The 25,890-nt window shown below is 64.7% G+C and carries 25 protein-coding genes and 2 tRNA genes; 17 read left to right on the forward strand and 10 right to left on the reverse strand.

Annotation, left to right across the window (positions count from 1 at the left end; translation table 11 throughout):
- Position 1 precedes the first annotated feature (1 nt).
- The 12 genes from ppsR (at position 2) to G7B67_RS02360 (ending at position 11,533) form a co-directional block, all read left to right on the forward strand.
- Positions 2 to 823: a posphoenolpyruvate synthetase regulatory kinase/phosphorylase PpsR gene (ppsR, locus tag G7B67_RS02305; protein ID WP_166207187.1), complete on the forward strand. Its 822-nt coding sequence runs from the start codon at positions 2 to 4 to the stop codon at positions 821 to 823.
- Positions 824 to 1,010: 187 nt separating this feature from the next.
- A complete protein-coding gene (locus G7B67_RS02310) occupies positions 1,011 to 1,487 on the forward strand; it encodes a DUF1249 domain-containing protein (protein ID WP_166207190.1) in 477 nt (158 codons plus the stop codon).
- 415 nt (positions 1,488 to 1,902) lie between these two features.
- Complete coding sequence (locus G7B67_RS02315; protein ID WP_166207193.1) at positions 1,903 to 3,030, forward strand: tyrosine-type recombinase/integrase; 1,128 nt, start codon at positions 1,903 to 1,905, stop codon at positions 3,028 to 3,030.
- 48 nt (positions 3,031 to 3,078) lie between these two features.
- Positions 3,079 to 3,330 carry a hypothetical protein gene (locus G7B67_RS02320; RefSeq protein WP_166207196.1) on the forward strand — a complete coding sequence of 84 codons (252 nt, stop codon included), beginning with the start codon at positions 3,079 to 3,081 and terminating at the stop codon, positions 3,328 to 3,330.
- 330 nt (positions 3,331 to 3,660) lie between these two features.
- Positions 3,661 to 4,356: a hypothetical protein gene (locus G7B67_RS02325; RefSeq protein WP_166207199.1), complete on the forward strand. Its 696-nt coding sequence runs from the start codon at positions 3,661 to 3,663 to the stop codon at positions 4,354 to 4,356.
- Positions 4,357 to 4,453: 97 nt separating this feature from the next.
- Positions 4,454 to 4,654 (forward strand): helix-turn-helix domain-containing protein, encoded by a 201-nt coding sequence (locus G7B67_RS02330; RefSeq protein WP_166207202.1) that lies wholly within the window; start codon positions 4,454 to 4,456, stop codon positions 4,652 to 4,654.
- Positions 4,655 to 4,876: 222 nt separating this feature from the next.
- On the forward strand, positions 4,877 to 5,578 hold the full coding sequence (locus G7B67_RS02335) for a helix-turn-helix domain-containing protein (protein ID WP_166207205.1): 702 nt from the start codon (positions 4,877 to 4,879) through the stop codon (positions 5,576 to 5,578).
- 475 nt (positions 5,579 to 6,053) lie between these two features.
- Positions 6,054 to 7,445: a phage major capsid protein gene (locus G7B67_RS02340; RefSeq protein ID WP_166207208.1), complete on the forward strand. Its 1,392-nt coding sequence runs from the start codon at positions 6,054 to 6,056 to the stop codon at positions 7,443 to 7,445.
- 190 nt (positions 7,446 to 7,635) lie between these two features.
- The gene (locus G7B67_RS02345) at positions 7,636 to 10,179 is read left to right on the forward strand and encodes a phage tail tape measure protein (RefSeq protein ID WP_166207211.1); all 2,544 of its coding nucleotides are present in this window, start codon (positions 7,636 to 7,638) and stop codon (positions 10,177 to 10,179) included.
- 52 nt (positions 10,180 to 10,231) lie between these two features.
- Positions 10,232 to 10,477, forward strand: coding sequence for a hypothetical protein (locus tag G7B67_RS02350; RefSeq protein WP_166207214.1), 246 nt, complete (start codon positions 10,232 to 10,234; stop codon positions 10,475 to 10,477).
- 29 nt (positions 10,478 to 10,506) lie between these two features.
- Complete coding sequence (locus tag G7B67_RS02355; RefSeq protein WP_166207217.1) at positions 10,507 to 10,677, forward strand: carbon storage regulator; 171 nt, start codon at positions 10,507 to 10,509, stop codon at positions 10,675 to 10,677.
- Positions 10,678 to 10,807: 130 nt separating this feature from the next.
- Positions 10,808 to 11,533, forward strand: a complete 726-nt coding sequence (locus G7B67_RS02360; RefSeq protein ID WP_166207220.1) for a DUF3800 domain-containing protein — start codon at positions 10,808 to 10,810, stop codon at positions 11,531 to 11,533.
- 260 nt (positions 11,534 to 11,793) lie between these two features.
- Here the strand turns inward: G7B67_RS02360 and G7B67_RS02365 are convergent.
- Together G7B67_RS02365 and G7B67_RS02370 are read right to left on the reverse strand one after the other, a co-directional pair.
- A tRNA-Glu gene (locus G7B67_RS02365) sits at positions 11,794 to 11,869 on the reverse strand.
- A 31-nt stretch (positions 11,870 to 11,900) separates the two neighbouring features.
- Positions 11,901 to 11,976 (reverse strand) — tRNA-Ala (locus G7B67_RS02370).
- A gap of 200 nt (positions 11,977 to 12,176) precedes the next feature.
- Here G7B67_RS02370 and G7B67_RS02375 point away from each other — a divergent pair.
- The gene (locus G7B67_RS02375; RefSeq protein WP_166207223.1) at positions 12,177 to 14,120 is read left to right on the forward strand and encodes an LTA synthase family protein; all 1,944 of its coding nucleotides are present in this window, start codon (positions 12,177 to 12,179) and stop codon (positions 14,118 to 14,120) included.
- Between the two features lie 227 nt (positions 14,121 to 14,347).
- Here G7B67_RS02375 and G7B67_RS02380 read toward each other — a convergent pair whose 3' ends face one another.
- The 8 genes from G7B67_RS02380 to ald all read right to left on the reverse strand — a co-directional run bounded on the left by G7B67_RS02380 (position 14,348) and on the right by ald (position 22,359).
- The gene (locus G7B67_RS02380) at positions 14,348 to 14,821 is read right to left on the reverse strand and encodes a hypothetical protein (protein ID WP_166207226.1); all 474 of its coding nucleotides are present in this window, start codon (positions 14,819 to 14,821) and stop codon (positions 14,348 to 14,350) included.
- 104 nt (positions 14,822 to 14,925) lie between these two features.
- On the reverse strand, positions 14,926 to 15,249 hold the full coding sequence (locus G7B67_RS02385; RefSeq protein ID WP_166207229.1) for a DUF190 domain-containing protein: 324 nt from the start codon (positions 15,247 to 15,249) through the stop codon (positions 14,926 to 14,928).
- 2 nt (positions 15,250 to 15,251) lie between these two features.
- Entirely contained in the window at positions 15,252 to 15,635 is a 384-nt protein-coding gene (gene crcB, locus G7B67_RS02390; RefSeq protein WP_166207232.1) for a fluoride efflux transporter CrcB, read from the reverse strand.
- A 164-nt stretch (positions 15,636 to 15,799) separates the two neighbouring features.
- Positions 15,800 to 17,155 (reverse strand): replication-associated recombination protein A, encoded by a 1,356-nt coding sequence (locus G7B67_RS02395; RefSeq protein WP_425482403.1) that lies wholly within the window; start codon positions 17,153 to 17,155, stop codon positions 15,800 to 15,802.
- Positions 17,156 to 17,264: 109 nt separating this feature from the next.
- A complete protein-coding gene (locus G7B67_RS02400) occupies positions 17,265 to 17,969 on the reverse strand; it encodes a hypothetical protein (RefSeq protein WP_166207238.1) in 705 nt (234 codons plus the stop codon).
- Between the two features lie 168 nt (positions 17,970 to 18,137).
- Positions 18,138 to 18,764: an outer membrane lipoprotein periplasmic chaperone LolA gene (lolA, locus tag G7B67_RS02405; RefSeq protein WP_166207241.1), complete on the reverse strand. Its 627-nt coding sequence runs from the start codon at positions 18,762 to 18,764 to the stop codon at positions 18,138 to 18,140.
- Between the two features lie 72 nt (positions 18,765 to 18,836).
- On the reverse strand, positions 18,837 to 21,131 hold the full coding sequence (locus G7B67_RS02410) for a DNA translocase FtsK (protein WP_425482399.1): 2,295 nt from the start codon (positions 21,129 to 21,131) through the stop codon (positions 18,837 to 18,839).
- Positions 21,132 to 21,291: 160 nt separating this feature from the next.
- Positions 21,292 to 22,359, reverse strand: coding sequence for an alanine dehydrogenase (ald, locus tag G7B67_RS02415; RefSeq protein ID WP_166207247.1), 1,068 nt, complete (start codon positions 22,357 to 22,359; stop codon positions 21,292 to 21,294).
- 235 nt (positions 22,360 to 22,594) lie between these two features.
- Here ald and trxB point away from each other — a divergent pair, with 235 nt between their 5' ends.
- From trxB to infA, 4 genes are all read left to right on the forward strand, one after another.
- Positions 22,595 to 23,548 carry a thioredoxin-disulfide reductase gene (trxB, locus tag G7B67_RS02420; RefSeq protein ID WP_166207250.1) on the forward strand — a complete coding sequence of 318 codons (954 nt, stop codon included), beginning with the start codon at positions 22,595 to 22,597 and terminating at the stop codon, positions 23,546 to 23,548.
- A 12-nt stretch (positions 23,549 to 23,560) separates the two neighbouring features.
- The gene (locus G7B67_RS02425) at positions 23,561 to 24,685 is read left to right on the forward strand and encodes a GNAT family N-acetyltransferase (protein WP_166207253.1); all 1,125 of its coding nucleotides are present in this window, start codon (positions 23,561 to 23,563) and stop codon (positions 24,683 to 24,685) included.
- A 77-nt stretch (positions 24,686 to 24,762) separates the two neighbouring features.
- Positions 24,763 to 25,497 (forward strand): leucyl/phenylalanyl-tRNA--protein transferase, encoded by a 735-nt coding sequence (aat, locus tag G7B67_RS02430; RefSeq protein ID WP_166207256.1) that lies wholly within the window; start codon positions 24,763 to 24,765, stop codon positions 25,495 to 25,497.
- A gap of 114 nt (positions 25,498 to 25,611) precedes the next feature.
- Positions 25,612 to 25,830, forward strand: a complete 219-nt coding sequence (infA, locus tag G7B67_RS02435) for a translation initiation factor IF-1 (protein ID WP_159015819.1) — start codon at positions 25,612 to 25,614, stop codon at positions 25,828 to 25,830.
- Positions 25,831 to 25,890: the final 60 nt, after the last annotated feature.

Raw genomic sequence — 25,890 nt, forward strand, 5'->3', positions numbered from 1 at the left:
GATGACCGCGATACGCCCGGTGTTTTACGTCTCCGACGGCACCGGAATCACCGCCGAGACCATTGGCCACAGCTTGCTGACGCAGTTCCCGGGGATGCGCTTCGTGACCGATCGCATCCCGTTCGTGGACGACGCGGACAAGGCGCGCGGCGCGGCCGAGGAAATCCGCCGGGCAGGGCTGGAGCATGGCACCCGCCCGATCGTGGTGAATTCCAGCATCGATCCGGAGCTCAACGCCATCCTGGCCGCCAGTGGCGCGCTGATGCTGGACGTGTTCGCACCCTTCATCGACCCGCTGGAGCGCGAGCTGGGCATGCACCGCGATTCCCGCGTCGGGCAGGCCCACGGCATGGTGGATTTCGAAACCTACCACCGGCGCATCAATGCGATGAACTACGCCTTGGCGCACGACGACGGCGTGAGCACCGACTACAGCGATGCGGACCTGATCCTGATCGGCGTGTCGCGGGCCGGAAAGACGCCGACCTGCGTCTACCTGGCCCTGCATCACGGCGTGCGCGCGGCCAATTACCCGCTGACCGAGGAGGACCTGGAACTGGAGCGCCTGCCGCCGAAGCTGCGGCCGTTCCGCGGCAAGTTGTTCGGATTGACGATCGAACCGGCGCGCCTGCACCAGATCCGGCAGGAGCGCCGCCCGAACTCGCGCTATGCCCAGATGGAAACCTGCAAGCGGGAGGTCGCCGTGGCCGAAGCGCTGCTGCGCAGCGAGGGCATACCGATGCTCAGCACGACGCATGCCTCGATCGAGGAAATCTCAAGCCGCGTCCTGGAGCATCTGGACATCAATCGCGAGATGTTCTGAACTGGCGTTGGGGTGCGACGGGACGCTGGCGCCGGACGCTGAACCAGTCAGCGCGGGCGGCCCGGACGACGGGAAAAACACCGGGAAATCACCGTCCACGAACACTTGCCGCCAACCGCCACAGTAGGCCCGCCCGGAAATTCCGTCAATGCTGCGCAGCGACGTTTTTGCCGTGTAGGATCGACCCATGTCGCAGGTCCTGACACGTTTTGCCCGCGTTCCCAGCCTCAGTCGATTCGGGTGGCTGATGGGGCTGTATGCCGAAAACTACACGCGGCTGACACGCCTGTTCGAGCCCGCCGACCTGGGCCAGGGTTCCTACCTGTCCAGCGTGGACGACGGCCTGGACGTGCGCGTGGACGTGATCGTGCAGCATCCGTACACGACCGAGTTGCGGATGACGTACGCATTCGCCGATCCGCAGACCGGGGAGCCGGATCCATCGGCGTTCCTGCGCCTGTACAGCGACGCGCGCCAGGTCGAAGCCACCCACTGCTACGTCGGGCGACGCTGGCAGGACGTCATCGGCATGTATCCCCCGCCCGCGGCGGTGCTGGACCATCGCATGCGGATGAACACCTTCCTCGGAAAATGGCTGCAATACCTGGCCGAGCGCGGGCATGGTGTCGCGACCCTGCACGAAACCAGCGACGTCGCTGCCTGATCCCTGCGATCCATCCGACCCCGGAAAAACAAAAGACCCGCCGAAGCGAGTCTTTTGCCGGATCCATGATGGCGTCCCCAGGGGGATTCGAACCCCCGTCGCTACCGTGAAAGCGCACGGTTCAGCGTCCGCCAGCGGTTCCGGATGACCGCCACCGTTCTTGCAAGAGTGGCGTCCTGCTTGACTTCCATGGCCGCAGGCGTACGGTAGCGTTCGCCGGTGATTGCGCCGGTCTATTCCGGAAAACTCCGGAAAAAGGTCGGTCGCTACCGTGGCACGGCAACCCCGAGACCATCGCCTGGAGACCCGCGAAGCGCGCACGCGACTGGCGCCGCGGAAGGAACCCTATTGGCGCCAGATCGTCCCGGGCACCTTCCTGGGCTACTACCGGGGCGCGCGCGGCTCGGCATGGCTTGTGCGGCAGCGCGAGGGCGACGGCTACCGCGCGCAGCGCCTGGGCACGCCAGACGACCAGGCGGCCGCTGACGGCGCCGTGGTGCTCTCCTACGCGCAGGCCGTGCGCCTGGCGACCACGACGCAGCTGGAGGCGCGCACGGCGCGTCCGAAGCACTACGGCGACGGCCAGACCCTGGACGCGGTCATGGCCGACTATTTCGACTCCCACCTGGCGGGGAAGGGCTCCGAGACCATTTCCCGGCAGTCCTATCGGCTGCATGCCGGCGCGCTCGGTCCGAAACTGATCACGGCGCTATCCGCCGACACCCTGCGGAAGTGGCATCGCGCGATCGCCAGCCGCGCCCCGACCAACCGCGGCAAGGTCATGCCATTCGATCCCGCGGATCCGGAACAGGCGAGGGCGCGCAAGGCGACCGCCAACCGGGTGCTGTCGATCGTCAAAGCCGGGCTCAACTTCGCCTGGCGCAACGAGACGCTGCCGGCGGAGCTGCCGACCTTCTGGCAGAAGGTCGAACCGTTCGAACTCGGCGACGACCCGCCGCCGCGGATGCTCGAGCGGGGCGAGATCACGCGCCTGCTGAACGCGGCGCCCGTGGACCTTCGCGACCTGCTGACGGCGGCCCTGATGACGGGCGGGCGCTACAGCGAGATCCGGCGCCTCCAGGTGCGCGACTACAGCCCGGACCATTCCACGGTTCGCATCTACCAGTCGAAGACCGGGAAGACGCTCCTGCAGCCGCTCACGGCCGAAGGCGTGGCGTTCTTCGATCGCGTCACCGCCGGCAAGGCGCCAACCGCGCCCATCTTCACCAAGGCCGACGGCGAGCCATGGGGGCAGTCCGATGCGAACAAGCCCGTGCGCGCCGCGGTAGAGGCGGCGAGACTGGACGACGTCAGCTTCAAGACCACCCGGGCGACGTACGGGAAGCTGCTGCTGCTCGCGACGAAGGACCTGGAGATGGTCGCCAAGGCGCTCGGTCACAGTGACAGCCGCGTGACACGTAAGCACTACGCACAGTATTTGCCGAACGAAGTCGCGAAGGCGGTGGCGAAAATGCCGCGCTTGGGCGTGATGGTCGGCGAGAAGGTTTCCCGCATCGACGGGAAAAAGCGACGGGCCGGCTGATTGAGGCAGCCGGCCCGTCTTCCACAACCGTTCAATAGGAGAACGATCATGGCGACGCAAAGTGTAACCAAGCGGGTTGATTTTCGTTTGATCCCAGTTGTAGACATGAAGCTCTTGAGTGTTCAAGAGGGAGTCAATGCGAGTTTTGCGATTGGTGATGCCGACTGCCTGGACGACGCCGTTAGGCAGCTGCTGCAAGAAGCCATGGATGATGGAATGGATCCGTCTGTTGCATGGCTTTGCAACTTTGCGATGCAGACAGCCTATGCGCTGAGAGAGGCTGCTGGAGTAGTCGCATGACTGCAAAAGTCGTTCGATTCCCCGGGCCGATGCACGGGCCGCTTACGGAACGCGACGCCGTAATCGCAGCCGCCAAAGCGGTCTTCGCCAAGAGGTTCGGAGGTAAGCGGCTCTCTGATGCGCTAGCTCAGCGCCTTGCTGACGCAATCATCGCTGCACCGGCGAAGCGAAGTGATTAAGCGGCCCCAAAGAAGCGCGGGAGCGAAGAAAGGCGCGGGGAAGCCCGCGCCGAGAGTGCCTCACGCGACTGCGCAGGAGGCCAAGGCAGCAGGGTATGCATCGCTAACGCCTGTATTTTTCTTCAACAAGTTGCCGGCTAACGCTGATTTGATGCGATTTGACGTGCCAAACAGCGACTGGGGCGACGAGTTGAAGCCTATCGTTGAAGCATGTCGCTTGCAATTTACTGGCGATCCATCACCACAGATGGTGCTTGGCGTAGCAGACATGATCGTTGCCGAGGCCATAGGCGACAATTACATTCTGATTCCTGAAGGCGGCGGCTATGTTTGCGCGACTATCGCTGACCTTGATCGCATTGAGCGCAGCTCAATAGTACGTTTTATAGCTGGGTGGTTTGACGTTCCGGAACCGGTGTCATTCGTTCTAAGGGATGGCGACTTAGAAACAACTCCATTTTCAATTTCGTCGAGAAAGTTCTATGCCGCGATGGCTTTGGCCGAAGCATTCAACCTTTTGAAACTTCCAGATCCAAGCAAAGAAACGGCGCTCCGATGCGGGATGTACGCGGGCGCGGTAGGTGTGCCGTCTACGGATGATGCTTTGAAGCAGGCGAGGCGGGCCCAGGCCGCTTTTGCAGCCAAGCAGGCTGTGCAGAACAATCCAAAGGTTGCTGCCATGCTCCGTATCAAAGAGGAATGGCTCAGCATGGCAAATGAGAAGTCTGTTTTTTTGAGAGATGCCGAGTTTGCGCGAAGGATGGCAAAGAAGTATTCGATCATCACTAGCGAAGGATCAATAAAAAACGCCATCTCAAAATGGCGCAAAGAGATGTCATTAGGCTAGCTGGATGTCATCGAGCTAGCTCCATGACCAATAGCATCTAGCGGTACTGCAATCTGCTTCTGAACCCGTATCGATACCTACGGACGAAGGAGCAAACATGCAGCAGAGTGACCAGGCGCCACTGGCGCACAACATCCCCGACGCCTGCCGGCGCATCGGGGTGGGCCGGAGTTCGATCTACGGCCTGATCAAGTCCGGCGAGATCCGCGCCATTAAGATCGCCGGTCGCACGCTAATCCCCGAGGAGGACCTGCAGCGGATCGTTTCCGATCGGCTGAAGCCGGGCGGTGCGAAGTGAGCGCGGACCCTGCCAGGCTCTACGCCGCTCAGTTCAAGCCCGACGCTGAGGTGCTCCGGCGCATGTGTGGTGAGCTCGGGGAAGGCTTGGCGACGCAGCTAGCCGAGCTCCAGCGGTCGCCGCACCTGGACCGCTGCGATCGGATCCTGGCCAACCTCGAAGGCGCCGCTATCCACGTTCGCACGATGCGCGCAGCAATGCTGAGCGAAGGGAACGGGGGCAATGGCCGATGACCGCGGGAGCCTGTTGCAGCGCCACCTGCTGCTCGTGCAGGCCCTCTGCGACCCGGAGCTCAGCAAGGGCGATTGCCAGGTGCTGGCCATGATCGGAACGCACGCCGGCAAGACAGGCACGTCCTGGCCGGGTGTCGATCGCATCGCTGCAAAGGCAGGCATCCATCGGTCCACGGTGATTCGCTCGGTCGACAACCTGGAGGCCCGCGGATACGTCCAGGTATCACGCAAACGAGGGCTGGCCAACCGTTACCAGATGGCCCTAGCTAGTAGCGCCGACGCTACTAGTACCAGTAGCACCCACGCTACTAGTGAGGCAGGTGCACCAGTAGCGCCCACGCACACGACTAGTAGCGCCGACGCTACCCGACCAGTAGCGCCCACGCTACGGGACCCGTCGCGCCCACGCTACCCGAACTCAGCTTTTGAACTCAGCTCTTCTAACTCAGAAAAAAGAACTCAGCCGCCTGCGGCGCCATCTTTCGATGAGTGGATCAAGCAAGAGCCTGAACATGAGACCGCTGAGGAAGGGGAAAAGCGTCGGCAGTTGCAGCGAGAGATGATCCGTGCCGAATACCTGGAAATCCGGGAGAGCTATCCCAAGCACGCGGCACTGATGCTGAGGACATTTCCACAGCACCTTGCCGACCTGATGCCAGACAACGGCCGCCTACCACCACTGGAGGCCTGAGGCGCCATGCGGGCTAACGCAGGGAGGGGGAGGGTCAATGTCTATCGGGGGCCGGTTCCTAGACCACCTGTTCCCTCATGCATGGGTTTTTTTACTGGGGGAGAAATTCGAACCGAATGCAGTTTTCGGCCAAAAAACGTCTTTTCGCTGGGACCGTTTGATTGAACTGCCTCCATTGCAATCGCAGCTTTGACCGTGGCGAAGGCGGTCGACCGCCGATCTACTGCAGCGCTGCCTGCCGAACTGGCGCCTGGCGGATCCGGCTCGCGATGAAGTCGCATCCAAGTGTGACGAAACCTATTGACGCGGAGTGCGCGCGCGCTAGTCTGGCGGCGTCCAGGACGGATCGCCTCACGGGCGAACCCGACACCGGTCCGAAGTTGCGGCCAAGGCCACGCCGAAGCGCGCTCTGAGATCAAGACCACTTGATCCGGGCGCGCTTTTTGTTGCCCGGGTCGCAACCAAGGACCCACCAATGGACAACACCATCCACGATCTCCGGACCGTCATCGGCAACCGGACTAAAGCACTCACCGCGAAGGCCGAACTCGGCAAGCTGGGCATCGTCCTCAAGGAACAGCGCGACGTTCCGGCCAACTGCCTCGAGCGATCCGAGGCATTGGAGCGTCGTGCAGAGCTGCGGCGAGCATCCAACGCCCTCAGCAGCCACGGCCGGGAAAAGCACGAGAACCTGACCGACAACTTGGTGACGGCCCTGGAATACGTGCACGCCGAGATCAACCTCATCTCGATCGGACTCGACCTCGAAGACTCCGCGAACGCGCGCTTAGGCAGCGGCAGCGGCGCGGCCGAGAGCGAGCTGCGTGACCACAGCGGCCAAAAGATCGGCACGATGCTGGCCAACGCCGACCTCCGCGACGCAGGCCGGATCGCCGCCAAGCTGGGCGCCCACAGCAACTCCACGGGCGGCGACATGAGCCTGGGGGACTTCTTCCGCGGGGTCGCCGGCATGCGGACCAACGAAGCGGTCAGGGCCAGCCTCAGCGAGGGCACGAACAGCGCCGGCGGCTACACGGTGCCGAGCATCCTGCTTCCCGGGATCCTCAATGCCCTAGTGCCGGCATCGGCGCTGCTGCAGGCAGGTGCCAACGTCGCGGTCATCAACCAGCAGGCCTCGTCCTTCAAGATCGCGGCCACGGACACCATCCCGACCGCGGCCTGGCGATCCGAAAACGGCAGCGTCGCGGAAAGTGATCCGGCGTTCCGCTCGATCACCATCACCCCGCGCAGCCTGGCCTTCCGGTTCAAGGTTTCCCGGGAGCTGCTGCAGGACTCGCCGGGGTTGGACACGGCGCTCCGTACGGCAATCGCGCAGGCCTTCGGCAAGGAGTTGGATCGCGCCGGCCTGCGAGGCAGCGGCACCGCTCCGGAGATCCGCGGTCTGCTGAACATCACTGGCGTCAATGCGGTCGACATGGCCCTTCCGGATGGCGCGGCGATGACGAACTACAACAAGTTCATCAACGCCACCAGGCTGATCAAGGACGCAGATGCGCCGGCGCCCACTGCGGCCATTGTTTCGACTCGTGAGGATGAAACGATCGCGCTCTTCGCGGACACCACTGGCCAGCCCCTGCGGCGTCCTGAAGCGCTCTCGGACTGGAAGTTCATCACCAGCTCCCAGATCCCCATCAATCTCACGGTCGGGGCGTCCAGCGACTGCAGCGAGGCCTACGTCGGCAACTTCGGGCTCTTCACCTACTTCATCCGCGAAGGGGTCAGCGTCCAGCTGCTGAACGAGCTCTATGCCGAGACGGGCCAGGTCGGATTCGTCTGCCATACCCGGGTCGACGTCGCGGCGATGTACGCCAAGGCCTTCGCAGTCATCACCGGCATCACGGCGTAAGCAGCTGGCCCGGTTACGCGGGCCTAAACGGGCCAGCCGGCGGTGCCCGCAACAACACCGGCAGCCGAGTGGCGTGAACCATCGTTGATGGGATTGAAAGCAACACGCCGCGCCTCGGTAGGCGCCGGGCCTTCGGGCCCGGATGCCTCCCATTGGCTCACCTCGCGTTTCCTGACTTAGGAGGTACTGCATGACCGAGAGCATCGGCACTGCCCGCCTTGACCTCGTGGTGGACACGTCGAACTTCGACGCGGGGGTCTCCAAGGCCAAGCGATCGACGGAGGACATGGCGAAGTCGGCGAAGAGGGCCGCCGACTCCATGGAGCAGAACTCCAAGCGCCAGGTCGCATCGCTGGAGAAGCAGATCGCCACCCTGGGCAAGTCCCGGGAAGAGATCATCCGCTGGCGCATCGAGACGCAGACCGCCGGCGAGACGCAGAAGCGCCTGCTGGCAGCGCACGACGCGGCGACAGCGAAACTCATCACCGGCGGGAAGGCGATGAACGCCTACGGCCAGAGTGCAAAGCAGACAGCCGCAGCTTTGCGCGGTGTGCCCGCGCAGATCACCGACATCGCGGTCGCATTGCAGGGCGGCCAGCGCCCGCTGACTGTCTTCCTGCAGCAGGGCGGCCAACTGAAGGACATGTTCGGCGGCATTGTGCCGGCGGCGCGCGCGTTGGGTGGCGCGGTGCTGGGTCTGGTGAACCCCTACACGCTCGCCGCCGCGGCGACGTTCGGCCTGTTGCTCGCATGGAAGGAAGCCGCCGACGAAGCGGCCGACCTCAGCAAGGCGCTGATACTCACCGGCAACGCGGCCGAACTAACCTCGGGTCGCCTCTCTACGATGGTGCGGGACCTGGACGCCAGCACCAACGCCACGGCGCATGGCGCGAGTAGTGCATTGGCGGCGGTAGCCGCAACCGGCAAATTCACCACGGCACAGTTCGAAGAGGTCGCCAAGGCTGCGATCAATCTTCACGATGCAACGGGGCGATCGATTCAGCAGACCATCGCAGAGTTTGCCTCTCTCGCTGACAAGCCACTCGATGCGATCGTCAAGCTCAATGACGCGATTGGTGACGGCACCAACGTCACCCACTTCCTGACTGGCGAAACCCTCAGGCAAATCGAAGCGCTGAAGGAGCAGGGGCGGGAAGCCGATGCTGTCGCACTTGCCTTCAAGTTGTATTCCAGCGCGATCAACACGCGAACGCCTGAAGTGGTCGCAAACATTAGCGTGCTATCGGCCGCATGGCGCGACGTGTCACATGCCGCGGGCCAGGCTTTCGACAAGGTGGTGGACGGCTTCCGGCGCCAGGCAGGAGCCGCCAAGATCGCCGCTCAGATCCTCGCTGCGATTCCTGGCGGGCAGGGCACGGCAGCCGCCATCCTCGCAGCCACGCCGGCGAACGCGCAGCAGGCGAAGCCGAAGTTCAACATCATCACCGGCGAGGATTACGTCGACACGCCGGCCTATCGCGCTCGTCAGGCCGCTGAAGACGAGTTCGGCAAGATCCGCGAAAGCCATCTGTCGAAAGCCAAGCAACTGGAAACCGAGATCGCGCACATTCGAGACGTTGGGCGCAAGGCTGGGATAAAGCAGTCCGAAATCGAAGAACAGGTTGCCGCCGCCCGTGCCGCGGCGGCGGCGTCGGGTGGGGGCGGTAAGACAGGAACCCGCACGCGAACTGCAACCGCAGGGCGTGCGGCGCCGATCGACCTGACCAAGGGCGCGGCGGACGACCTCGCGAGGCAGGTTGCTACGGAGGATCGAGCCACGCAGTCCTTCCTGGACATGGTGGCGGCGCTGGATGGCCCGCTGGCACAGGCCGAACGAGAGCACCAGAAGCGGCTTGCGGAACTGGAGGCGCTGGCCAAGCAGTCTCCTACGGCAGCCGCAGGACTTGTGCAGGCGAAGGCGAAGGAGGCAGCGGCTTACGCGCACACCACCGAAGAAATCAAGAAGCAGCTCGACCCAGTGGGCCAGGTGCTAGCCGCGCAAGAGGCTGAAATCCGCATGATCGGCAAGACCAATGCCGAGCGCGCGGTGATGAACGCACTGATCGCCGCAGGGACGGACCTGCGCAGCGCCGATGCCCAAGCGGCACTCGCGCAGGCGCGGGCGAACCAGACCGAGGCCGAATCTCGGCAGAAGGCCATCGACTTGATGGACGACTTCCGCCGGGGTGCATCCGATGCGTTGACGGATTTCGTCACCGGCGCGAAGTCCGCGAAGGATGCACTCAAGGACTTCTTCAACGAGCTGGCGCAGCAGATCACCCGCGCCATTGCGGACAAGTGGATCGATCAACTGTTCGGGCAGCAGGGCACCAACGGATCCGGCACGTCAGGCGGAGGCTGGCTGTCGGCGATTGCCGGCCTGGTCAGCGGTAGTGGCGGCGGCTGGGGCGGCATTGCGAAGGGTGCTGCATTCCCTGACGGCGTGACCGCATTCGCCAATGGTGGCGTTGTGGACCGCGCCACGATGTTCACCAGCGGCGGCCGTCTTGGCGTCTATGGCGAGGCCGGCCCTGAAGCGATCCTCCCGCTGCACAAGGGGCCGGACGGCAAGTTGGGTGTGCGGATGGAGCGAGCAACGGATGGAGGCCAAGGAAGATCGACTGTCGTCAATCAAACGGTTGTCGTGCAGGGATTGATGGACAGCAAAACCCCTGGACAGATCGCCCAAGCTTCAGGCCGGGAGCAAAGGCGCTGGATCAATCGGAACCGCTAGGCTATCGATGCCCCGCTGGATAAGCTAAGCGTCCGATTGAAGGGGGCGCGCAATGGATCGGCATGACATCGAATCAAGCTCAGTCTTTGGCCAGATCATCGGTCTTGAAGTCGCGATTACCGCGTTGCTGGCATCCCATCCTGACAAGGAAGCGCTAAGGACGGCCTTCCGCGCTGCGGAGGATATGGGCTTCACCTGGACGGAAGACACCTCTTTCGATCAAACGGGCCGCGGTGAAATAGCACAGAAGGCTTACATCGAGCTGATGAATAGACTTCGGGCCGCCGCGCGTCTGTAGCAGGCAACGCCAATCACAAGGAAAGTGAAATGCTGATCATCACGCGCAAGGAAGGCGAGGTTATCGCCATTGGCGACGACATCCTGATCCAGGTAATGCTGGCCGACCCGCACGGGGTTCGCCTGGGCATCGCTGCGCCCCGTGACGTGGTAGTGCTGCGCGAGGAAGTGCTAGAGCGGCAACGGGAAGACGCTCCCTAGCTAGTTCCGTCGCAAAACCTGCGACGGCAAATAACTATCCACAGTCTTATCTGCAACACCCCTACTAGATGTGGGGGTAGGCTGCAGATGCTTGGCTATGCAAGCGCTTATCGCTTAGCTGGCTTAGCAAATGGCAAGCCATTTTCGTCGTTACCGCTGTCAAGCCTTGCTAACCGGAGTTTTTGCCTTCCAAATAGATCCTGAAATAGGCATCAATCACTTAACCCTTGGCCATCCAGTGCTCGTACTGATAGATGAAAGTGGAGACCCGGGCTTTAAGGTCGTCCGCAAATCTTCCTCTCACTTCGTAATTGCGATGGTGATCTTTGACGACTTCTCCGAAGCAGAGAGGGCCGGTAAAGCAATCGCCAAGGCCAGGGACCGTCTAGGGGTCAAGCCGGAGTTTAAATTCTCGAAATGCCGCGATAAGGTGCGAGACGATTTCTTTGAGACGGTCTGCCCGATGGGTTTTGTTGTGAGGGCGCTTGTTGTAGCGAAGTGCGACCTTTACAGCGATCATCTTCGAGGTGAGCCAAAGAAGTTCTATAACTTCTTCGTTCAGAAGCTGCTGCAAAACGATAACGGCGCTCTCAGGAACGCAATCGTAAAAATTGATGGCAGCGGAAGTCGCGAATTTCGCCGCGAATTAGGAGCCTATCTCCGTCGCCAGTTGCGTTCGGGGCAGATCAAGGATCTGAAGTTCAAGGACTCCTGCGGAGACTCGCTCGTGCAGCTTGCCGACATGTGCGCCGGCGCAATACAGCGCGCGAAGCGCAGCGACGATGCACAAGATGTGCGGTGGCTGCGAATGCTGCAGCGGGCCGGACGAATCGGCGATCTCTGGACTTTTCGCTGAGCAAAGAAAAAGGGGCGAACAAGTCGCCCCTCTATCCGCTCCCCCGGCCTAGCTAGGCGGTTGCCTAGCAAGCACACCCTACGGAGACGGTTCGGTCCGGAGGGGCTCGGTGCGCGCATTTGGCCTCATATGTGCCGCTACTGCAAGTGCTGTTGCAACGCTGAAAAGCGAGGATTAATTGTCATGAAGAATCAATTACGGAAGCGCTCCGGAAGAAATGAAAAAGGCCCGCCGAAGCGAGCCTAAGTCATTGACGCGATTGGCGTCCCCAGGGGGATTCGAACCCCCGTCGCTACCGTGAAAGGGTAATGTCCTGGGCCTCTAGACGATGGGGACGTGTTGCATGCAGCGTTCGACGGTAGTCGATTGGTGGAGCCAGCCGGGATCGAACCGGCGACCTCTACAATGCCATTGTAGCGCTCTCCCAGCTGAGCTATGGCCCCACGCGCTGGAAAGCGGGAAAGTCTAGCGGGCACCGTCCACAGCCGTCAAGGGATCATGACCGTTTGATGTATGTCCGGCGCGACGCGGCCCTTGGCGAGCCTCGCCGCGCCGCGTAGGGTTCGCGTCTTTATCCAGTCAGATGCAGCGTCGGCAGGTCCGGGCGCGCCTCGGTGCCGTGCAACTTCCAGAGGAATCCCCGATGCCACTGCGTCAGATCCCGGATCGCTATCGTCCATTGGCCTGGCTGCTGGGTGTCTGGCTGCTGGTCAACACCGCAACGCGGGTGGTGCTGCTGGTCGCGGCCGGCAGCGGCGTTCCCGCCGGCGCGGGCAACTGGGCGCGGGTATTCGGCATCGGCCTGGGTTACGACCTGTTGACGTTCGTCTATTTCGCCTGGCCGCTGGTGTTGCTGTTGTGGCTATTGCCGCATCGCTGGTTCAGCGCAAGGCTAGGGCGGTGGTCGCTGCTGGCCCTGGGTTGGTTGCTGGTTGCGATCGCCTTGTTCGTCGCCGTATCCGAGTGGACGTTCTGGGAAGAGTTCCAGACGCGCTTCAACTTCATCGCGGTCGACTATCTCGTCTATACGACGGAAGTCATCGGCAACATCCGCGAGTCCTATCCGGTGCCGGCAATCCTGTCGGTGTTGTTCGTGGCCACCACCGTGCTGTGCTGGCTCGGGCGGCGCTGGTTGCTGCCGCGCGCAGGCGTTGCCGATACGCACTTCCTGCGGCGCACGCTGGTCACGGTGTGCTGGCTCGCAGTGTCTGTGCTCGGTACATGGCTGGTCACTGGCGACATGAAGGATCGCTCCGACAACGCTTACGTCAATGAGCTTTCGGGCAATGGCATGTACCAGTTCTTCGCCGCGTACCGCAGCGCCGGACTCGATTACGACCGGTTCTATCGCAGCGAGCCGATTCATGAGGCTTTCGTCGGGTTGCGGCCGCTTTTGAAGACGCCCGATGCACGTTTCGTCAACGACGATCCCTCCGACATCACGCGCACGATCACGGCGCATCGGCCAAGGCGGCGGCTGAACGTCGTGCTGATCAGCGTCGAGAGCCTGTCGGCGGGTTATTCGGGAACTTACGGCAGCAAGCTTGGATTGACGCCGGAGCTGGACAAGCTCAGCGCGCAAAGCCTGGTCTTCGGCGATCTGTACGCCACCGGTACGCGCACGGTCCGCGGCCTGGAAGCGCTGTCATTGTCGGTGCCGCCGACACCGGGCGAATCGATCGTCAAGCGGCCGCACAACGAAAATCTTTTCAGCCTGGCCAGCGTCTTCAACCGCGAAGGTTACGTTTCAGAATTCCTGTACGGAGGCTATGGCGCCTTCGACAACATGAATTATTTCTTCGCCCATAATGGATATCTGGTGAAGGATCGCGAAGCGATCGCCGACGGCACGATCCACGCGGAGAACGTCTGGGGCGTGGCGGACGAAGACCTCTACACGATGGCCATGGGCGAATTCGATCGCGTGCACCGCAGCGGAAAGCCGTTCTTCGCCCATATCATGACGACTTCCAACCACCGCCCGTATACGTTTCCCAAGGGCAGGGTGGACATGCCGCAGGGGCAGCGAAACAGCGCGGTGGCATACACCGACTGGGCGATCGGCGATTTCATACGCCGCGCCAGCGGCAAGTCCTGGTTCAAGGACACCGTGTTCGTGATCACCGCCGATCACTGCGCTTCCAGCGGCGGCATCGCCGCGCTGCCCACGTTCCGCTACCGGATCCCGTTGTGGATCTATTCGCCTGCGCACATTCCTGCCGGCCGGGTGGAACGCAGGCTCAGCCAGATCGATATTCCGCCGACGATTCTCGGCCTGCTCGGGATCAGCTATACGAGCCGCTTCTACGGCCAGGACCTGTTCGCACTCGAGCCAGGACGCGAACGCGCCTTCATCGGCAACTACCAGCAACTTGGGTATCTCAAGGGCGATCGGCTCGTCCAGCTGGGTCCCAAGCGCAGCGTCGAGGAAGTGCGGCCGGCGTTCACCAACGACCAGCCGCAGCCGCCGATCCCGATTGAACCCGACCTGGTCGATCAGGCCGTGCGCTATTACCAGACCGCGAGTTACCGGTTCACGCATGGACTGATGGGTGATTTGCCCGGGCAGCAACGCGCTGAGCGATGAGTCGATGGGGTTGGCGCCGATTTGATCGGCTCGCCGGCTTCCTGGTGGGCTTAGGCGGGGTGAGTCCCCGTGGAGGCGGCAGCCAGCCGCGGAACGCGGCAAGGCTGTGGTGTGGGGATTCCTCCTGGTACGCCCTTCGTTTACATAATATGCATTATGCGAAGTACGACAGGGCCGGGTTAGGCACCCGAACCGGCAGAAGCTAGGCGCACTGCTTCCTGACTCCATCAGTGGGCGCATGCCGCCCAGACCGCCGCGTCCAGGCGGCGCATCAGTTCCAGCGTGCGCCCCAGGCCCACCTCCTGCAGCACACGCTTGCGGTCGTTCCTGGCCGTCCCGCAGGCATCGGCGACCCGAGATCCAGCCCTGGCCGCGTACCAGCGTGAACGTGCGGCGCTCGATCGATGGGCACCACGAACTGGTCGCAGGCCCGTCCCATCGGTTCCGGCCTGATGGGCAAGGAACGCCGACTCCGCGCGATCCTGTTCGGCCTGCTTCATGCGTCGGGCCAGCATCTCGGCGGTTGGCTGCGGCTCTGGCGATGTGAGAAGCGTCCCGACGAGGCGCGCCGGGGCACTGCAGGGAATTTGTTGATAGCTGTTCCCGGTCGACGTCGCACAGATGTACAGCGCCTGCGCCTGCAATGCACCCGTGCCGCAGGCGGCAACGAGGATGCAGGCGGCCATTGCGATCCTTCGCATGAGCCACTCCTTCCTTGTGAAGGCGCACGATAGTCCAGAACGCGCAGGCCCTCGCTCCCGTCGCTGCGTAGGCGAAATCCTAGCCGGCGGTCCGGACGGGACGCTCAGCCTCCGCCCGTGGTGCCCGCCTCGACCGCCATCCGGTAATGGCGGAGCGACAGCCCGGCCTGGGCGACGTGGGCGATTAGGCGATCGGTTTCCCCGCGGCTGGCGACGAAGGCGACTTCCATCGGCAACTCACCGGCGAGTTCATAGAAGTGCGCTTCGTGGAGCACATGGTGGCGGCCGAATCCGGCAATTGCGCGAAACGCGGAGCCGCCGGGCAACCCGAGCGCCGACGCTTCGCGCAGCAGCCATTGGTACAGCGGCTGGCCATCGTGGCGTTGCGACTCGATGACGAAGAATTGCAGGTACACGCAGTCGTGCATGGTCAGCCCCTGAGCAGGCGCAAGCTGGCGAATCCGAGCGCGGTCGCCGCCAGCGACCCGGCCAGGTGCAGTCCGATGTGGGTCGCCGCCCAGCCGTATTGCTGGCGCGCCAGCAGCCCGACGGCCTCGGCCGAGAACGTCGAGAACGTGGTCAGTCCACCCAGGAAGCCAGTGATGACGAGCAGGCGGATTTCCGGCGGCAGGCCATCGGTGATGGCGAACCACGCCAGCGACAGTCCGATCAGGTAGCCGCCGATGACGTTGGCGGCCAAGGTGCCAAGGGGTAGCTGCGGCAGCATCGCGTTCAAGCACAGACCCAGGCCCCAACGCGCCCAGGCGCCGAGCGCCGCGCCCATGCCAACCGCCAGGAATCCGCCCCAGTTCATGACGCGATCATTGCATCGGCGCTGCAGACAGGCCAGTCCATGGGCACATCGTCGATCCTGGCCGCGCACGCTCCTGGCCAGGATGTGCAGCAAAACTGCAATGGGGCTGGTCCCGGTTTCCAGTGGGATAACGCAGCCCGGCGGCGCAGGTCTGGCGCAACGGTTCAAGCATCGGCATCAGGCTCGCCAAGCGCCCGCGCCCGCGCCGCGCGCAGGTCGTCGAGCTTTTCCTTGAGCTTGAGTTCGAGGCCGCGCGGTACAGGCTGGTAGTAGATGCGCTCACCCATGGCATCGGGGAACCCCCTTTGTCCGAGCGCGATGCCGCCTTCGGCGTCGTGGTCGTACTGATATCCCTTGCCGTAGCCCAGGTCCTTCATCAATTTCGTGGGTGCATTGCGGATGTGCAGCGGAACCTCCTGGGTGCCGTACTCGCGCACGTCGCGCTTGGCGGCGTTGAATGCCATGTAGGCGGCATTGGACTTGGCGGTGCTGGCCAGGTAGATCACCAGTTGCGCGAGCGCGAGGTCGCCTTCCGGACTGCCGAGCCGGTCATAGGTTTCCCAGACGTCGATGGCCATCTGCAAGGCGCGCGGGTCAGCCAGGCCAACGTCTTCGATCGCCATCCGCGTCAGCCGCCGCGCCAGGTAATTGGGATCGGCGCCGCCATCGAGCATCCGGGTGAGCCAGTACAGCGCCGCATCGGGATTGGAGCTGCGCATCGACTTGTGCAGGGCCGAGATCTGGTCGTAGAACTGCTCGCCGCCCCTGTCGAAGCGGCGCGTGCGGTCGGCCAGGACCTGTGCGAGCGTCGCCTCGCTGATGTCGCCACCCTCGCCTTCAGCCAGCTCCGCGGCGATTTCCAGCAGCGTCAATCCACGCCGGACGTCGCCATCGGCGGCGCCGCCGATGTCGCGCAATGCGGCGTCGGAGATACGCAGCCCGCGGCCACCCAGGCCGCGCTCCTCGTCCTCCAGCGCACGTTGCAACGCCTGCACGATATCGTCGACCGAGACGGCGTCCATGACATGCACGCGGCACCGCGACAGCAGCGCCGAATTCAATTCGAACGACGGATTCTCGGTGGTCGCGCCGACGAACAGGATCGTGCCGCGCTCGATGTGCGGCAGGAAAGCATCCTGCTGGGTCTTGTTGAAGCGATGGACCTCGTCCACGAACAGGACCGTGCGCCGGCCTTCGGCGAATCGCTGCGCGGCTTCGGCCAGGACCTGGCGTACTTCGGGAAGGCCCGACAGCACGGCCGAAATCGCCCGGAAATCCGCATCGCAGTAATGTGCCAGTAGCAAGGCCAGCGTGGTCTTGCCGCAGCCAGGCGGGCCCCACAGGATCATCGAATGCACGTGGCCGGCTTCGATGGCGCGTCGCAATGCCGATCCCGGTGCGAGCAGCCGGCGCTGCCCGACCATATCGTCGAGCGTTCGCGGCCGCATCCGTTCGGCCAGCGGGCGCAGCGCTGATGCGTCGACGCTCAGCAGGTCCGGTGCATCGGTGGGGGTAGAAATATTGCGACGGGCCACGGTAGGCGATCCAGCGGGCGGTGCGCGATGGGGCGCCACCTTAGCAAGTGGCGCGAGGCCGCACAGCAGGCGCGCGGGGCGGCCCTGCGACCCGTCAACGCAGGGCGACCGCCTCGTCGATGGCGTCGCCATTCGCCTCGTCGCCCAGCCGGTATTCCAGCTGCAGCCACTGCCCGCTGTGGGTGTCGTAGAGCGCGTGTACTTCGGTGCCGGCCTGGCCGTCGCTGCCGAATACCGCCCTGCCCCGCGCATGCACTGCGAGGTAGTGCCCACCGACAGGCGCCGAATGCACGGCGTCGAGCGTGATGCCGACATGCTGCTGGGAGAACTCGCCCTGCAGGCGTTGCGACAGTGCCGTGTGGAACCGGCCGGCCAGTGGCGAATCCCTCGCCAGCAGCAACGCAGGGCGGTCATCGCCCAGCACCAGCTGGGTCGCCCCTGTCGTCGCCTTTCGCATGTCATACAACGCGCGGAAGCGGAACGGAATCCAGGCCCTGTCGTCGTCGATACGCAACTGGCCGCGGCCGCTGATGTCGCGCTGGGACAAACCGGCGGGTTCGACATCCAGCGGTCCCAGCCGCACGGTGATCGTGCGGGAGCCGAGCTGCGAAGTGATCGCGCCGATCAAGGAGGCTGCGGTGGCGTCGTCAACCGCCTGCCTGCCCTCTGCGTGCGATTGCGGCGCGATGGCGGCCTGCCCGGTCGAGAGGTGTGGCAGCCCGGCCTGGGCGACGACCGGCAACTGCAGAACGGCGGCCGTGCCCAGGATCAAGGCGGTGGTGAACAGGACGCGCAGCATTGGTCACTCATGGAGGGAAGGTCCGGCTCGACCTTGCGTCCACGGCTGTGGACGGCCCGTGACGCCGCGATGGATTGCTCCTCGGCGTCAGTTTTGCCCCGGGTGCACTGGACGCCACCCATGGAACTTCGGCCCAGGGCACGGGCGGATTGCGGCTCCTGCGAACGCTCAACCCTCTCCCACCACGTCTACACCCTTGGCCGGGACGTATCGGAAGGTGCCCGCGGCAAAGGTGGGATTGCGCTTCCACTGGCTGAAATCGATCTGGGTCTTCTGCCCCAGCGCATCGATCACCTGCATCGTTGCCAGGCCCTGCGCGTTGAACCCGAGGCGCGCGGATTTGAAGCCGGTGTCGCTGGCCTGCTTTGGGGCGAGTTGCAGCCAGTCCAGGCCGCCTTCGCTGCCGGCGTCCGTGATCCGGTAATCCTTGTCCAGCCGCGCGGGATCGACCAGCGCCGCCAGCGGGCTGTTCTGCTCCGCCGGACCCTGCGCCCTGCGCGTGACCTGCTGCAGGTCGGGGTCATAGACCCACACCCGGCTGCCGTCGGCGACGATCAGCTGCTCGTAAGGCTTGGTGTATTCCCAGCGGAACAGGCGTGGCGTGGACAGCGCGACGCGGCCGCTGGAGGTTTCCTTCAGCTTGCCGTTGGCGTCGAAGACCTGCTGGCTGAAGTGGCCGTCGAGGCCCTTCAGGCCTTTCGTGAATGCCGTCAGGTCGTCGCGCGCGCCGGCGAAGGCGCTAGTGGTGGCGCAGAAGGCGATGGCGAGGCCTGCAACGCGGAAGAAGGTGCGCATGGCTGTCTCCGGAATGCGAATGGCAGGCAGTCTGCCCCCGTCGACCTGAATGCGGTTTCGACGTGCGCCGGATCAGGGGCGCGGCGGTGGCGGCGCGAGCACGGTGCGATCGCCGTTGTGTTCCTGCGGGCTGACGATGCCCGCCGCTTCCATCGCCTCGATCAGGCGCGCGGCGCGGTTGTAGCCGATCTTCAGCCGGCGTTGCACTCCGGAGATCGAGCCGCGCCGGGTTTCGGTGACGATGCGCACGGCCTCGTCGTAGAGGGGATCGGACTCGTCCCCTGCCCCGCCGCCGCTTTCCGGCAGGCCGGTGGCACCGACGACGATGCCATCGCCGAGCGACTGCACTTCCTCCAGCACGCCTTCGATGTAGTCCGGGCCGCCGCCGCTCTGCTTGAGGTGTTCGACGACGCGGTGCACTTCCTCGTCGCTGACGAAGGCGCCGTGGATGCGCTCGGGCATCGCGGTGCCCGGCGGGAGGTAAAGCATGTCGCCGTGGCCGAGCAGGGTCTCGGCGCCGGACTGGTCGAGGATGGTGCGCGAGTCGATCTTGCTCGAGACCTGGAACGCGATCCGCGTCGGGATGTTCGCCTTGATCAGGCCGGTGATGACGTCCACCGACGGGCGCTGGGTGGCGAGGATCAGGTGCATTCCCGCGGCGCGCGATTTCTGCGCCAGGCGCGCGATGAGTTCTTCGACCTTCTTGCCGACGATCATCATCATGTCGGCGAATTCGTCGATGAAGATGACGATGAACGGCAGCGTTTCCAGTGGCCGCGGCGCTTCGCCCAGTTCCGCATTGGGCTTGAACAGCGGATCCATCAACGGCTGCCCCGCGTCCTGCGCGTCCTTGACCTTCTTGTTGAAGCCGCCGAGGTTGCGCACGCCGACCGCCGACATCAGCTTGTAGCGCCGCTCCATTTCCGCCACGCACCAGCGCAGGCCGTTGGCGGCCTCCTTCATGTCGGTGACGACCGGAGCCAGCAGGTGCGGGATGCCCTGGTAGACGCTGAGCTCCAGCATCTTCGGGTCGATCATCAGCATCCGCACGTCTTTGGCCGAGGCCTTGTACAGCAGCGACAGCACCATCGCATTGACCGCGACTGATTTGCCCGAGCCGGTGGTACCGGCGACCAGCAGATGCGGCATGCGCGCAAGGTCCGCGACCGTCGGACGGCCGGCGATGTCCTTGCCCAGCGCAAGCGTGAGCGGGCTGCCGGACTTGTCGTATTCCTTCGAACGCAGCAGTTCGCTGAGGAAGATCATCTCGCGGTGCGAGTTGGGGATCTCCAGGCCGACCACCGACTTGCCCGGAATGACGTCGACGACGCGTACCGACTTCACCGACAGGCCGCGCGCGATGTCCTTGTCCAGCGAAGAGATCTGGCTGACCTTGACCCCGGGTGCCGGTTCGATCTCGAAGCGCGTGATCACGGGACCCGGATAAGCGCCGACGACCTGCGCATCGATGCGGAAATCCTTGAGCTTGAATTCGATCTGGCGCGAGACGGTTTCCAGCGTTTCCTCGCTGTAACCCTTCTGCTGCGGCTTGGGATCGTCCAGCAATGCGAGCGGCGGGATGCCGCTGCCGTCGCCGACATGGAACAGCGGGATCTGCTGCTCGCGCTTGGCGCGATCGCTCTTCTCCACCTGCGTCGGCGCCGGCGGCTCGATCCTGACCGGGGCCCGCTTGGCGCGCAGTTCGCTGTCGAACTTGCGGACTTCCTCGCGCTCCTCGCGCATCGCGCGCGCCTGCTGCCACTGCCCCGCCTGCTGGCTGCTGCGGCGGAACAACGGGCCCAGTGCCAACACCGCCTGGCCGATGCGATCCATCACCGCCAGCCATGAGAGGCCCGTCGCCAGCGTCACCGACACCAGCAGCAGCGCCAGCAGGAACAGGTTGCCGCCGACCGGGCCGAAGCCGCGATACAAGGAGCGACCAACCAGTTGCCCCAGGATGCCGCCGCTGCCGGCGGAAAAGTCGGGCGCGCCGCCAACCCGCAATTGCAGCAGGCCAGTCGCCGAAACCAGGAAGCCGACGATCCCGATCAGCCGCAGCGCCGGCCCCAGGTCGGCTTCACCGTCACCGTCGGAATCCATGCCGAACAGCGCGATCCAGGCCACGCCGCCGAGGACGAACGGCAGCAGGTAGGCGACATAGCCGGTGAGATACAGCAGCACGTCGGCCAGCCAGGCGCCGACGCGGCCGCCGACGTTGTGCAGCGGCGCGGTCACGCTGCCCGAATGCGACCAGCCGGGGTCCACCGGCGAAAACGTCGCCACGCTCGCCAGCAGGTAGAACAACAGCGGCGCGATCAGGATCAACGCGATGTCGCGCCACAGGCGCTGGCGACGTGGGTTCGCCACGGCCGGCGCCTTTTTGGCGGCGCTGGCGCGCTTGTTGCGAAGCGGTTCCTGGAGGGTACGTGCCACCGTGCGGTCAGGCCTTAAGACAATCCCCTAATGGCTTGATAGTACAAGCCATCCGGGGTGCTCGCCAGCCTCGAACGGGAGGGGTCACGGAGGCTCAGAGCGCCATGTCCCGCAGCGCCGGGTGGACGATCCTGCCGCCCTCGACGTTGATGCCGCGCACCAGTGCCTCGTTGCCGCGCCAGTCGCCGGACGCCAGCTTGTTCACCCACGGCAGGATTGCCGCGCAGATCGCCTGCGAGGAGGTCTGCGGCACGGCGCCGGGCATGTTGGTCACGCAGAAATGGGTGACGCCTTCCTCCACGTAGGTCGGATCCTTCCAGGTCGTCGGCCGCGAGGTCTCGAAGCAGCCGCCCTGGTCGATCGCGATGTCGACGACCACGCTGCCCGGCTCCATCGCCTTGAGCATGTCGCGGGTCAGCACGTGCGGTGCCTTGGCGCCGGTGACCAGCACCGCGCCGATGACGAGGTCGGCGGAGGCGACTTCGCGCGCCACGACGTCGTGGTAGGGATACAGCGCGGTGACGTTGTTGCCCAGCTGCATCATCTCGTCCATGCGGTCGCTGCGCATCTCGAACACCGTGACGTTGGCGCCCGAGGCGGCGGCCAGCGCGGCGGACGCGCCACCGGCCTTGCCGGCGCCGAACACCACGACCTTGCCGCGCTCGGTCGACGGCAGGCCGCCGAGCAGCTTGCCCTTGCCGCCCATCGGCTGGTGCAACAGGTGCGTGCCGACCTGCACGCCGATCTTGCCTGCGATCACCGACATCGGCGCCAGCAGCGGCAGGTCGCCGTTGGGCAGCTCGACGGTCTCGAAGGCGACGCCGGTCAGGCCGATGTCGAGCAGGCGCTTGGTCAGTTCCGGTTCCGCAGCCAGGTGCAGGTAGCAGAACAGCAGGTGGTCCTTGCGCAGCAGCGCGAGGTCGCCGGCGATCGGCTCCTTGACCTTGACGATCAATTCGCCCTTCGCATACAGCGCCGCGGCGTCGGTCGCGATGTTGACGCCCAGCCGGCTGTACTGCTCATCGCTGAAACCTGACTTGACGCCGGCGTCCTTTTCGATCCAGACCTCGTGGCCGCGCTTGACCAGGTCGCCGGCGGCGGCGGGAACGAGCGCAACGCGCCCTTCTAGGGTCTTGGTTTCCTTGGGGACGCCGATACGCATTGCCGATCTCCGTTGCGTCCGCGGGCTGCCGCATGCGCGGCACCGCCGGACAGGAATGTGGTTGGAAAAACAGGATGGAACCCGCGGATGGAAACCGACGTCCCCAGTCAGCGCCTTGTGTTGCCGCGACGACGCCTCCAAGCTATGTCGCATCCGGTCACGGCGCGCGTGAGGCCCGTTTCCATCGTCCGCGAACGCGTCGTTGATCGACGCCCCGCATAACCCGCGATTATATATGACCCCCTCCAAGCATTCCCGCCTGCTCATCCTCGGTTCCGGCCCTGCCGGCTGGACCGCCGCCGTCTATGCCGCCCGCGCCAACCTGAAGCCGGTGCTGGTCACCGGGCTGCAGATGGGCGGGCAACTGATGACGACCACCGAGGTCGACAACTGGCCCGGCGATGCGCACGGGCTGATGGGGCCGGATCTGATGACGCGGATGCAGGCGCACGCCGAGCGCTTCGACACCGAGGTCATTTTCGACCACGTGCACAGCGCCGACCTGTCGCAGCGCCCGTTCCGGCTCAAGGGCGACAACGGCGAGTACACCGCCGATGCGCTGATCATCGCCACGGGCGCGACCGCGAAGTACCTGGGCCTGGAATCGGAGGAGAAATTCAAGGGCCGTGGCGTCTCGGCCTGCGCGACCTGCGACGGATTCTTCTTCAAGGACCAGGATGTCGCGGTCGTCGGCGGCGGCAACACCGCGGTGGAGGAAGCGCTGTACCTGGCCAACATCGCGCGGAAGGTCTACCTGGTGCATCGCCGCGACACCCTGCGGGCGGAAAAGATCATGCAGGACAAGCTGCAGGCGAAGATCCAGTCCGGGAAGATCGAACCGGTCTGGCACCACGTGGTCGACGAAGTGCTGGGCAACGAGGCGGGCGTCACCGGGCTGCGCGTGCGCTCGACGCTGGACAACGCCACCCGCGACCTGTCCATCCATGGCCTGTTCGTCGCCATCGGGCATACCCCCAACACGTCGCTGTTCGAAGGCCAGCTGGCGATGAACAACGGCTACCTGGAGATCCGCTCGGGCCTGGCCGGCGGCGCGACCGAGACTTCGGTCAAGGGCGTCTTCGCCGCCGGCGACGTCGCCGACCAGCATTACCGCCAGGCGATCACCTCCGCTGGCTTCGGCTGCATGGCCGCGCTGGACGCGGAGAAGTTCCTCGACAAGGACGCCTGACGCGGCTGCCCGATGAGCGTGGCGCGCATCGTCGGAAGCCTGTCGGAGGTCGCTGCGGCGGATTGGGACGTGCTGCATGACGGGCGCAACCCGTTCGTCGCGCACGCCTTCCTGTCCGGCCTGGAATCCACCGGCGCGCTGCAGCCACGCAACGGCTGGACGGCGTGCCACCTGGCGCTGTGGGACGACGGCTGCCTGGTCGCCGCGGCGCCGGGTTACCTGAAGACCAACTCCCACGGCGAGTTCGTCTTCGACCATGCCTGGGCGCACGCCTATGCGCGCCACGGCCAGGACTATTTCCCGAAGTGGCTGTGCGCGGTGCCCTACACGCCTGTCTCGGGTCCGCGGCTGCTGGCGCGCGATGAAGACGCGCGCTCGCGGCTGGTCGATGCGATCGAAGCCATGGCCCGGCAGGGCGGGCTGTCGTCGGCACACGTGAATTTCCTCCAGGCATCCGACTCGGCGGCGTTGGGCGATTGCTGGCTGTCGCGCGTCGATGTGCAATACCACTGGCGCAATACCGCCGGCTGGGCCGACTTCGACGCCTTCCTCGCTGCGATGGACCACAAGCATCGGAAGAACATCCGGCAGGAACGGGCGAAGGTCGCGCGTGCCGGTGTTTCTTTCCGGGTCCTCCATGGGGACGAGGCCAGCGACGCCGACCTTGCCGCGATGCATGGCTTCTACCTGCAGACCTTCGCCGACTATGGCAACACGCCGACGTTGACGCGGGCGTTTTTCCAGCACCTGGCACGGACGATGCCGCGCCAGGTGGTGCTGTTCCTTGCCGATCGCGGCGGCATGCCGGTCGCCGGCGCGTTGTGCCTGCGTGGCGGCGATACGCTCTACGGACGCTACTGGGGTGCGGTCGAAACGGTCGCGGGACTGCATTTCGAGACCTGCTACTACCAGGGCATCGACTACTGCCTGCGCGAAGGCCTGCAGCGGTTCGAGCCGGGCGCGCAGGGTGAGCACAAGCTGGCGCGCGGATTCCTGCCCGCATTGGTGCACAGCCGGCACTGGATTGCCGATCAGGCGTTCGCCCAGGCGCTCGCGCCGTGGTGTGCGCAGGAAGCCGAATCGGTGCTGCGCTACAAGGCGCTGCTGGAGACCCATACGCCGTTCCGCGCGATGTGATGCCGGGCTGGACGTGACTTGCAGTCTGGTCCGCGGCCTTGGCGCATCGCTTCCAGACCCGCTCCTACAATGGGCGCATGTCGTTCGCGCTGCCCTGGCTGGGCCATGATCCCCAAGCCCCGTTCCCACCGGTGGCGCAGGCCCTGCGTGAACCCGATGGCCTGCTCGCGGCCGGTGGCGACCTGTCGCCAGAACGCCTGTTGCATGCCTACCGGGCGGGCATCTTCCCGTGGTTCTCCGAAGGACAGCCGATCCTTTGGTGGTCGCCTGACCCGCGCCTGGTGTTCGCGACCGACGCGGTGCACCTGTCGCGCCGGTTCCGTCGCAGCCTGCGCCAGTCCACCTGGATCGCGCGCGCCGATACGGCGTTCGACACTGTGGTCGCGGCATGCGCGCAGGCTCCGCGGGCCGGACAGCGTGGGACGTGGATCAGCGACGACATGCGCGCGGCGTACGGCCGGCTGCATCGGCTCGGGCACGCGCACTCGGTGGAAGTCTTCGACCGTGATGATCTCGTCGGCGGCATCTATGGCGTTGCGATCGGCAGGATGTTTTTCGGGGAAAGCATGTTCAGCGCCCGCTCCGGTGGATCCAGGGTTGCCCTGGCCGCGCTGGCCCGGCGCTTGGACCAGTGGGGTTGGCCGTTGATTGACGCCCAGGTCGAGAATCCGCATCTCCTGCGCATGGGTGCGCGGCCATTGGCACGCGAGGCGTTCCTGGCCCGGATCGGCGTGCTCGTCGGCGACGCCGACTCGACAACCGGCTGGAGCGGGCGTTTCGGGGAATTCCCGGCCCGTGAGCTCGCCGCCTGAAGGGCGTGTTTTTGCGTCCGCCCTGCCCGGCATGCCAGAATGCCCGACTTTCCCGGCGACTTTCCGCCAGACCCCGCGGGCGTGCTGCCTGCCGCACCGCATACCAGGAACCACATGGCGAAAGACGACGTCATCGAATTCGAAGGCACGGTCTCCGAAACCCTCCCGAACACCATGTTCCGGGTGAAGCTGGAGAACGGCCACGAAATCATCGCCCACATCTCGGGCCGGATGCGCAAGAACTACATCCGCATCCTCACCGGCGACAAGGTCAAGGTCGAGATGACGCCTTACGACCTGAGCAAGGGCCGGATCACCTATCGCATGAAATAACGCGTCGCGGCATAAACCGGACGACATGAAAAGGCGGCCATTGGCCGCCTTTTTCGTGGA

The sequence above is a fragment of the Cognatiluteimonas telluris genome (genome assembly GCF_011320095.1).
GTDB classification, from domain to species: domain Bacteria; phylum Pseudomonadota; class Gammaproteobacteria; order Xanthomonadales; family Xanthomonadaceae; genus Cognatiluteimonas; species Cognatiluteimonas telluris.

What these genes read in the sequence shown, in the direction of transcription:
- G7B67_RS02320 (WP_166207196.1), top strand. Translation starts at nt 3,079, where the DNA reads ATGGCGACGCAAAGTGTAACCAAGCGGGTTGATTTTCGTTTGATCCCA.
- G7B67_RS02330 (WP_166207202.1), top strand. Translation starts at nt 4,454, where the DNA reads ATGCAGCAGAGTGACCAGGCGCCACTGGCGCACAACATCCCCGACGCC.
- G7B67_RS02375 (WP_166207223.1), top strand. Translation starts at nt 12,177, where the DNA reads ATGCCACTGCGTCAGATCCCGGATCGCTATCGTCCATTGGCCTGGCTG.
- ald (WP_166207247.1), bottom strand. Translation starts at nt 22,359, where the DNA reads ATGCGTATCGGCGTCCCCAAGGAAACCAAGACCCTAGAAGGGCGCGTT.
- G7B67_RS02380 (WP_166207226.1), bottom strand. Translation starts at nt 14,821, where the DNA reads ATGCGAAGGATCGCAATGGCCGCCTGCATCCTCGTTGCCGCCTGCGGC.
- aat (WP_166207256.1), top strand. Translation starts at nt 24,763, where the DNA reads ATGTCGTTCGCGCTGCCCTGGCTGGGCCATGATCCCCAAGCCCCGTTC.
- G7B67_RS02400 (WP_166207238.1), bottom strand. Translation starts at nt 17,969, where the DNA reads ATGCTGCGCGTCCTGTTCACCACCGCCTTGATCCTGGGCACGGCCGCC.
- G7B67_RS02340 (WP_166207208.1), top strand. Translation starts at nt 6,054, where the DNA reads ATGGACAACACCATCCACGATCTCCGGACCGTCATCGGCAACCGGACT.
- G7B67_RS02425 (WP_166207253.1), top strand. Translation starts at nt 23,561, where the DNA reads ATGAGCGTGGCGCGCATCGTCGGAAGCCTGTCGGAGGTCGCTGCGGCG.
- crcB (WP_166207232.1), bottom strand. Translation starts at nt 15,635, where the DNA reads ATGAACTGGGGCGGATTCCTGGCGGTTGGCATGGGCGCGGCGCTCGGC.
- G7B67_RS02310 (WP_166207190.1), top strand. Translation starts at nt 1,011, where the DNA reads ATGTCGCAGGTCCTGACACGTTTTGCCCGCGTTCCCAGCCTCAGTCGA.
- G7B67_RS02335 (WP_166207205.1), top strand. Translation starts at nt 4,877, where the DNA reads ATGGCCGATGACCGCGGGAGCCTGTTGCAGCGCCACCTGCTGCTCGTG.
- G7B67_RS02345 (WP_166207211.1), top strand. Translation starts at nt 7,636, where the DNA reads ATGACCGAGAGCATCGGCACTGCCCGCCTTGACCTCGTGGTGGACACG.
- G7B67_RS02355 (WP_166207217.1), top strand. Translation starts at nt 10,507, where the DNA reads ATGCTGATCATCACGCGCAAGGAAGGCGAGGTTATCGCCATTGGCGAC.
- infA (WP_159015819.1), top strand. Translation starts at nt 25,612, where the DNA reads ATGGCGAAAGACGACGTCATCGAATTCGAAGGCACGGTCTCCGAAACC.
- G7B67_RS02385 (WP_166207229.1), bottom strand. Translation starts at nt 15,249, where the DNA reads ATGCACGACTGCGTGTACCTGCAATTCTTCGTCATCGAGTCGCAACGC.
- G7B67_RS02350 (WP_166207214.1), top strand. Translation starts at nt 10,232, where the DNA reads ATGGATCGGCATGACATCGAATCAAGCTCAGTCTTTGGCCAGATCATC.
- G7B67_RS02360 (WP_166207220.1), top strand. Translation starts at nt 10,808, where the DNA reads ATGGCAAGCCATTTTCGTCGTTACCGCTGTCAAGCCTTGCTAACCGGA.
- G7B67_RS02325 (WP_166207199.1), top strand. Translation starts at nt 3,661, where the DNA reads ATGCGATTTGACGTGCCAAACAGCGACTGGGGCGACGAGTTGAAGCCT.
- trxB (WP_166207250.1), top strand. Translation starts at nt 22,595, where the DNA reads ATGACCCCCTCCAAGCATTCCCGCCTGCTCATCCTCGGTTCCGGCCCT.
- lolA (WP_166207241.1), bottom strand. Translation starts at nt 18,764, where the DNA reads ATGCGCACCTTCTTCCGCGTTGCAGGCCTCGCCATCGCCTTCTGCGCC.
- ppsR (WP_166207187.1), top strand. Translation starts at nt 2, where the DNA reads ATGACCGCGATACGCCCGGTGTTTTACGTCTCCGACGGCACCGGAATC.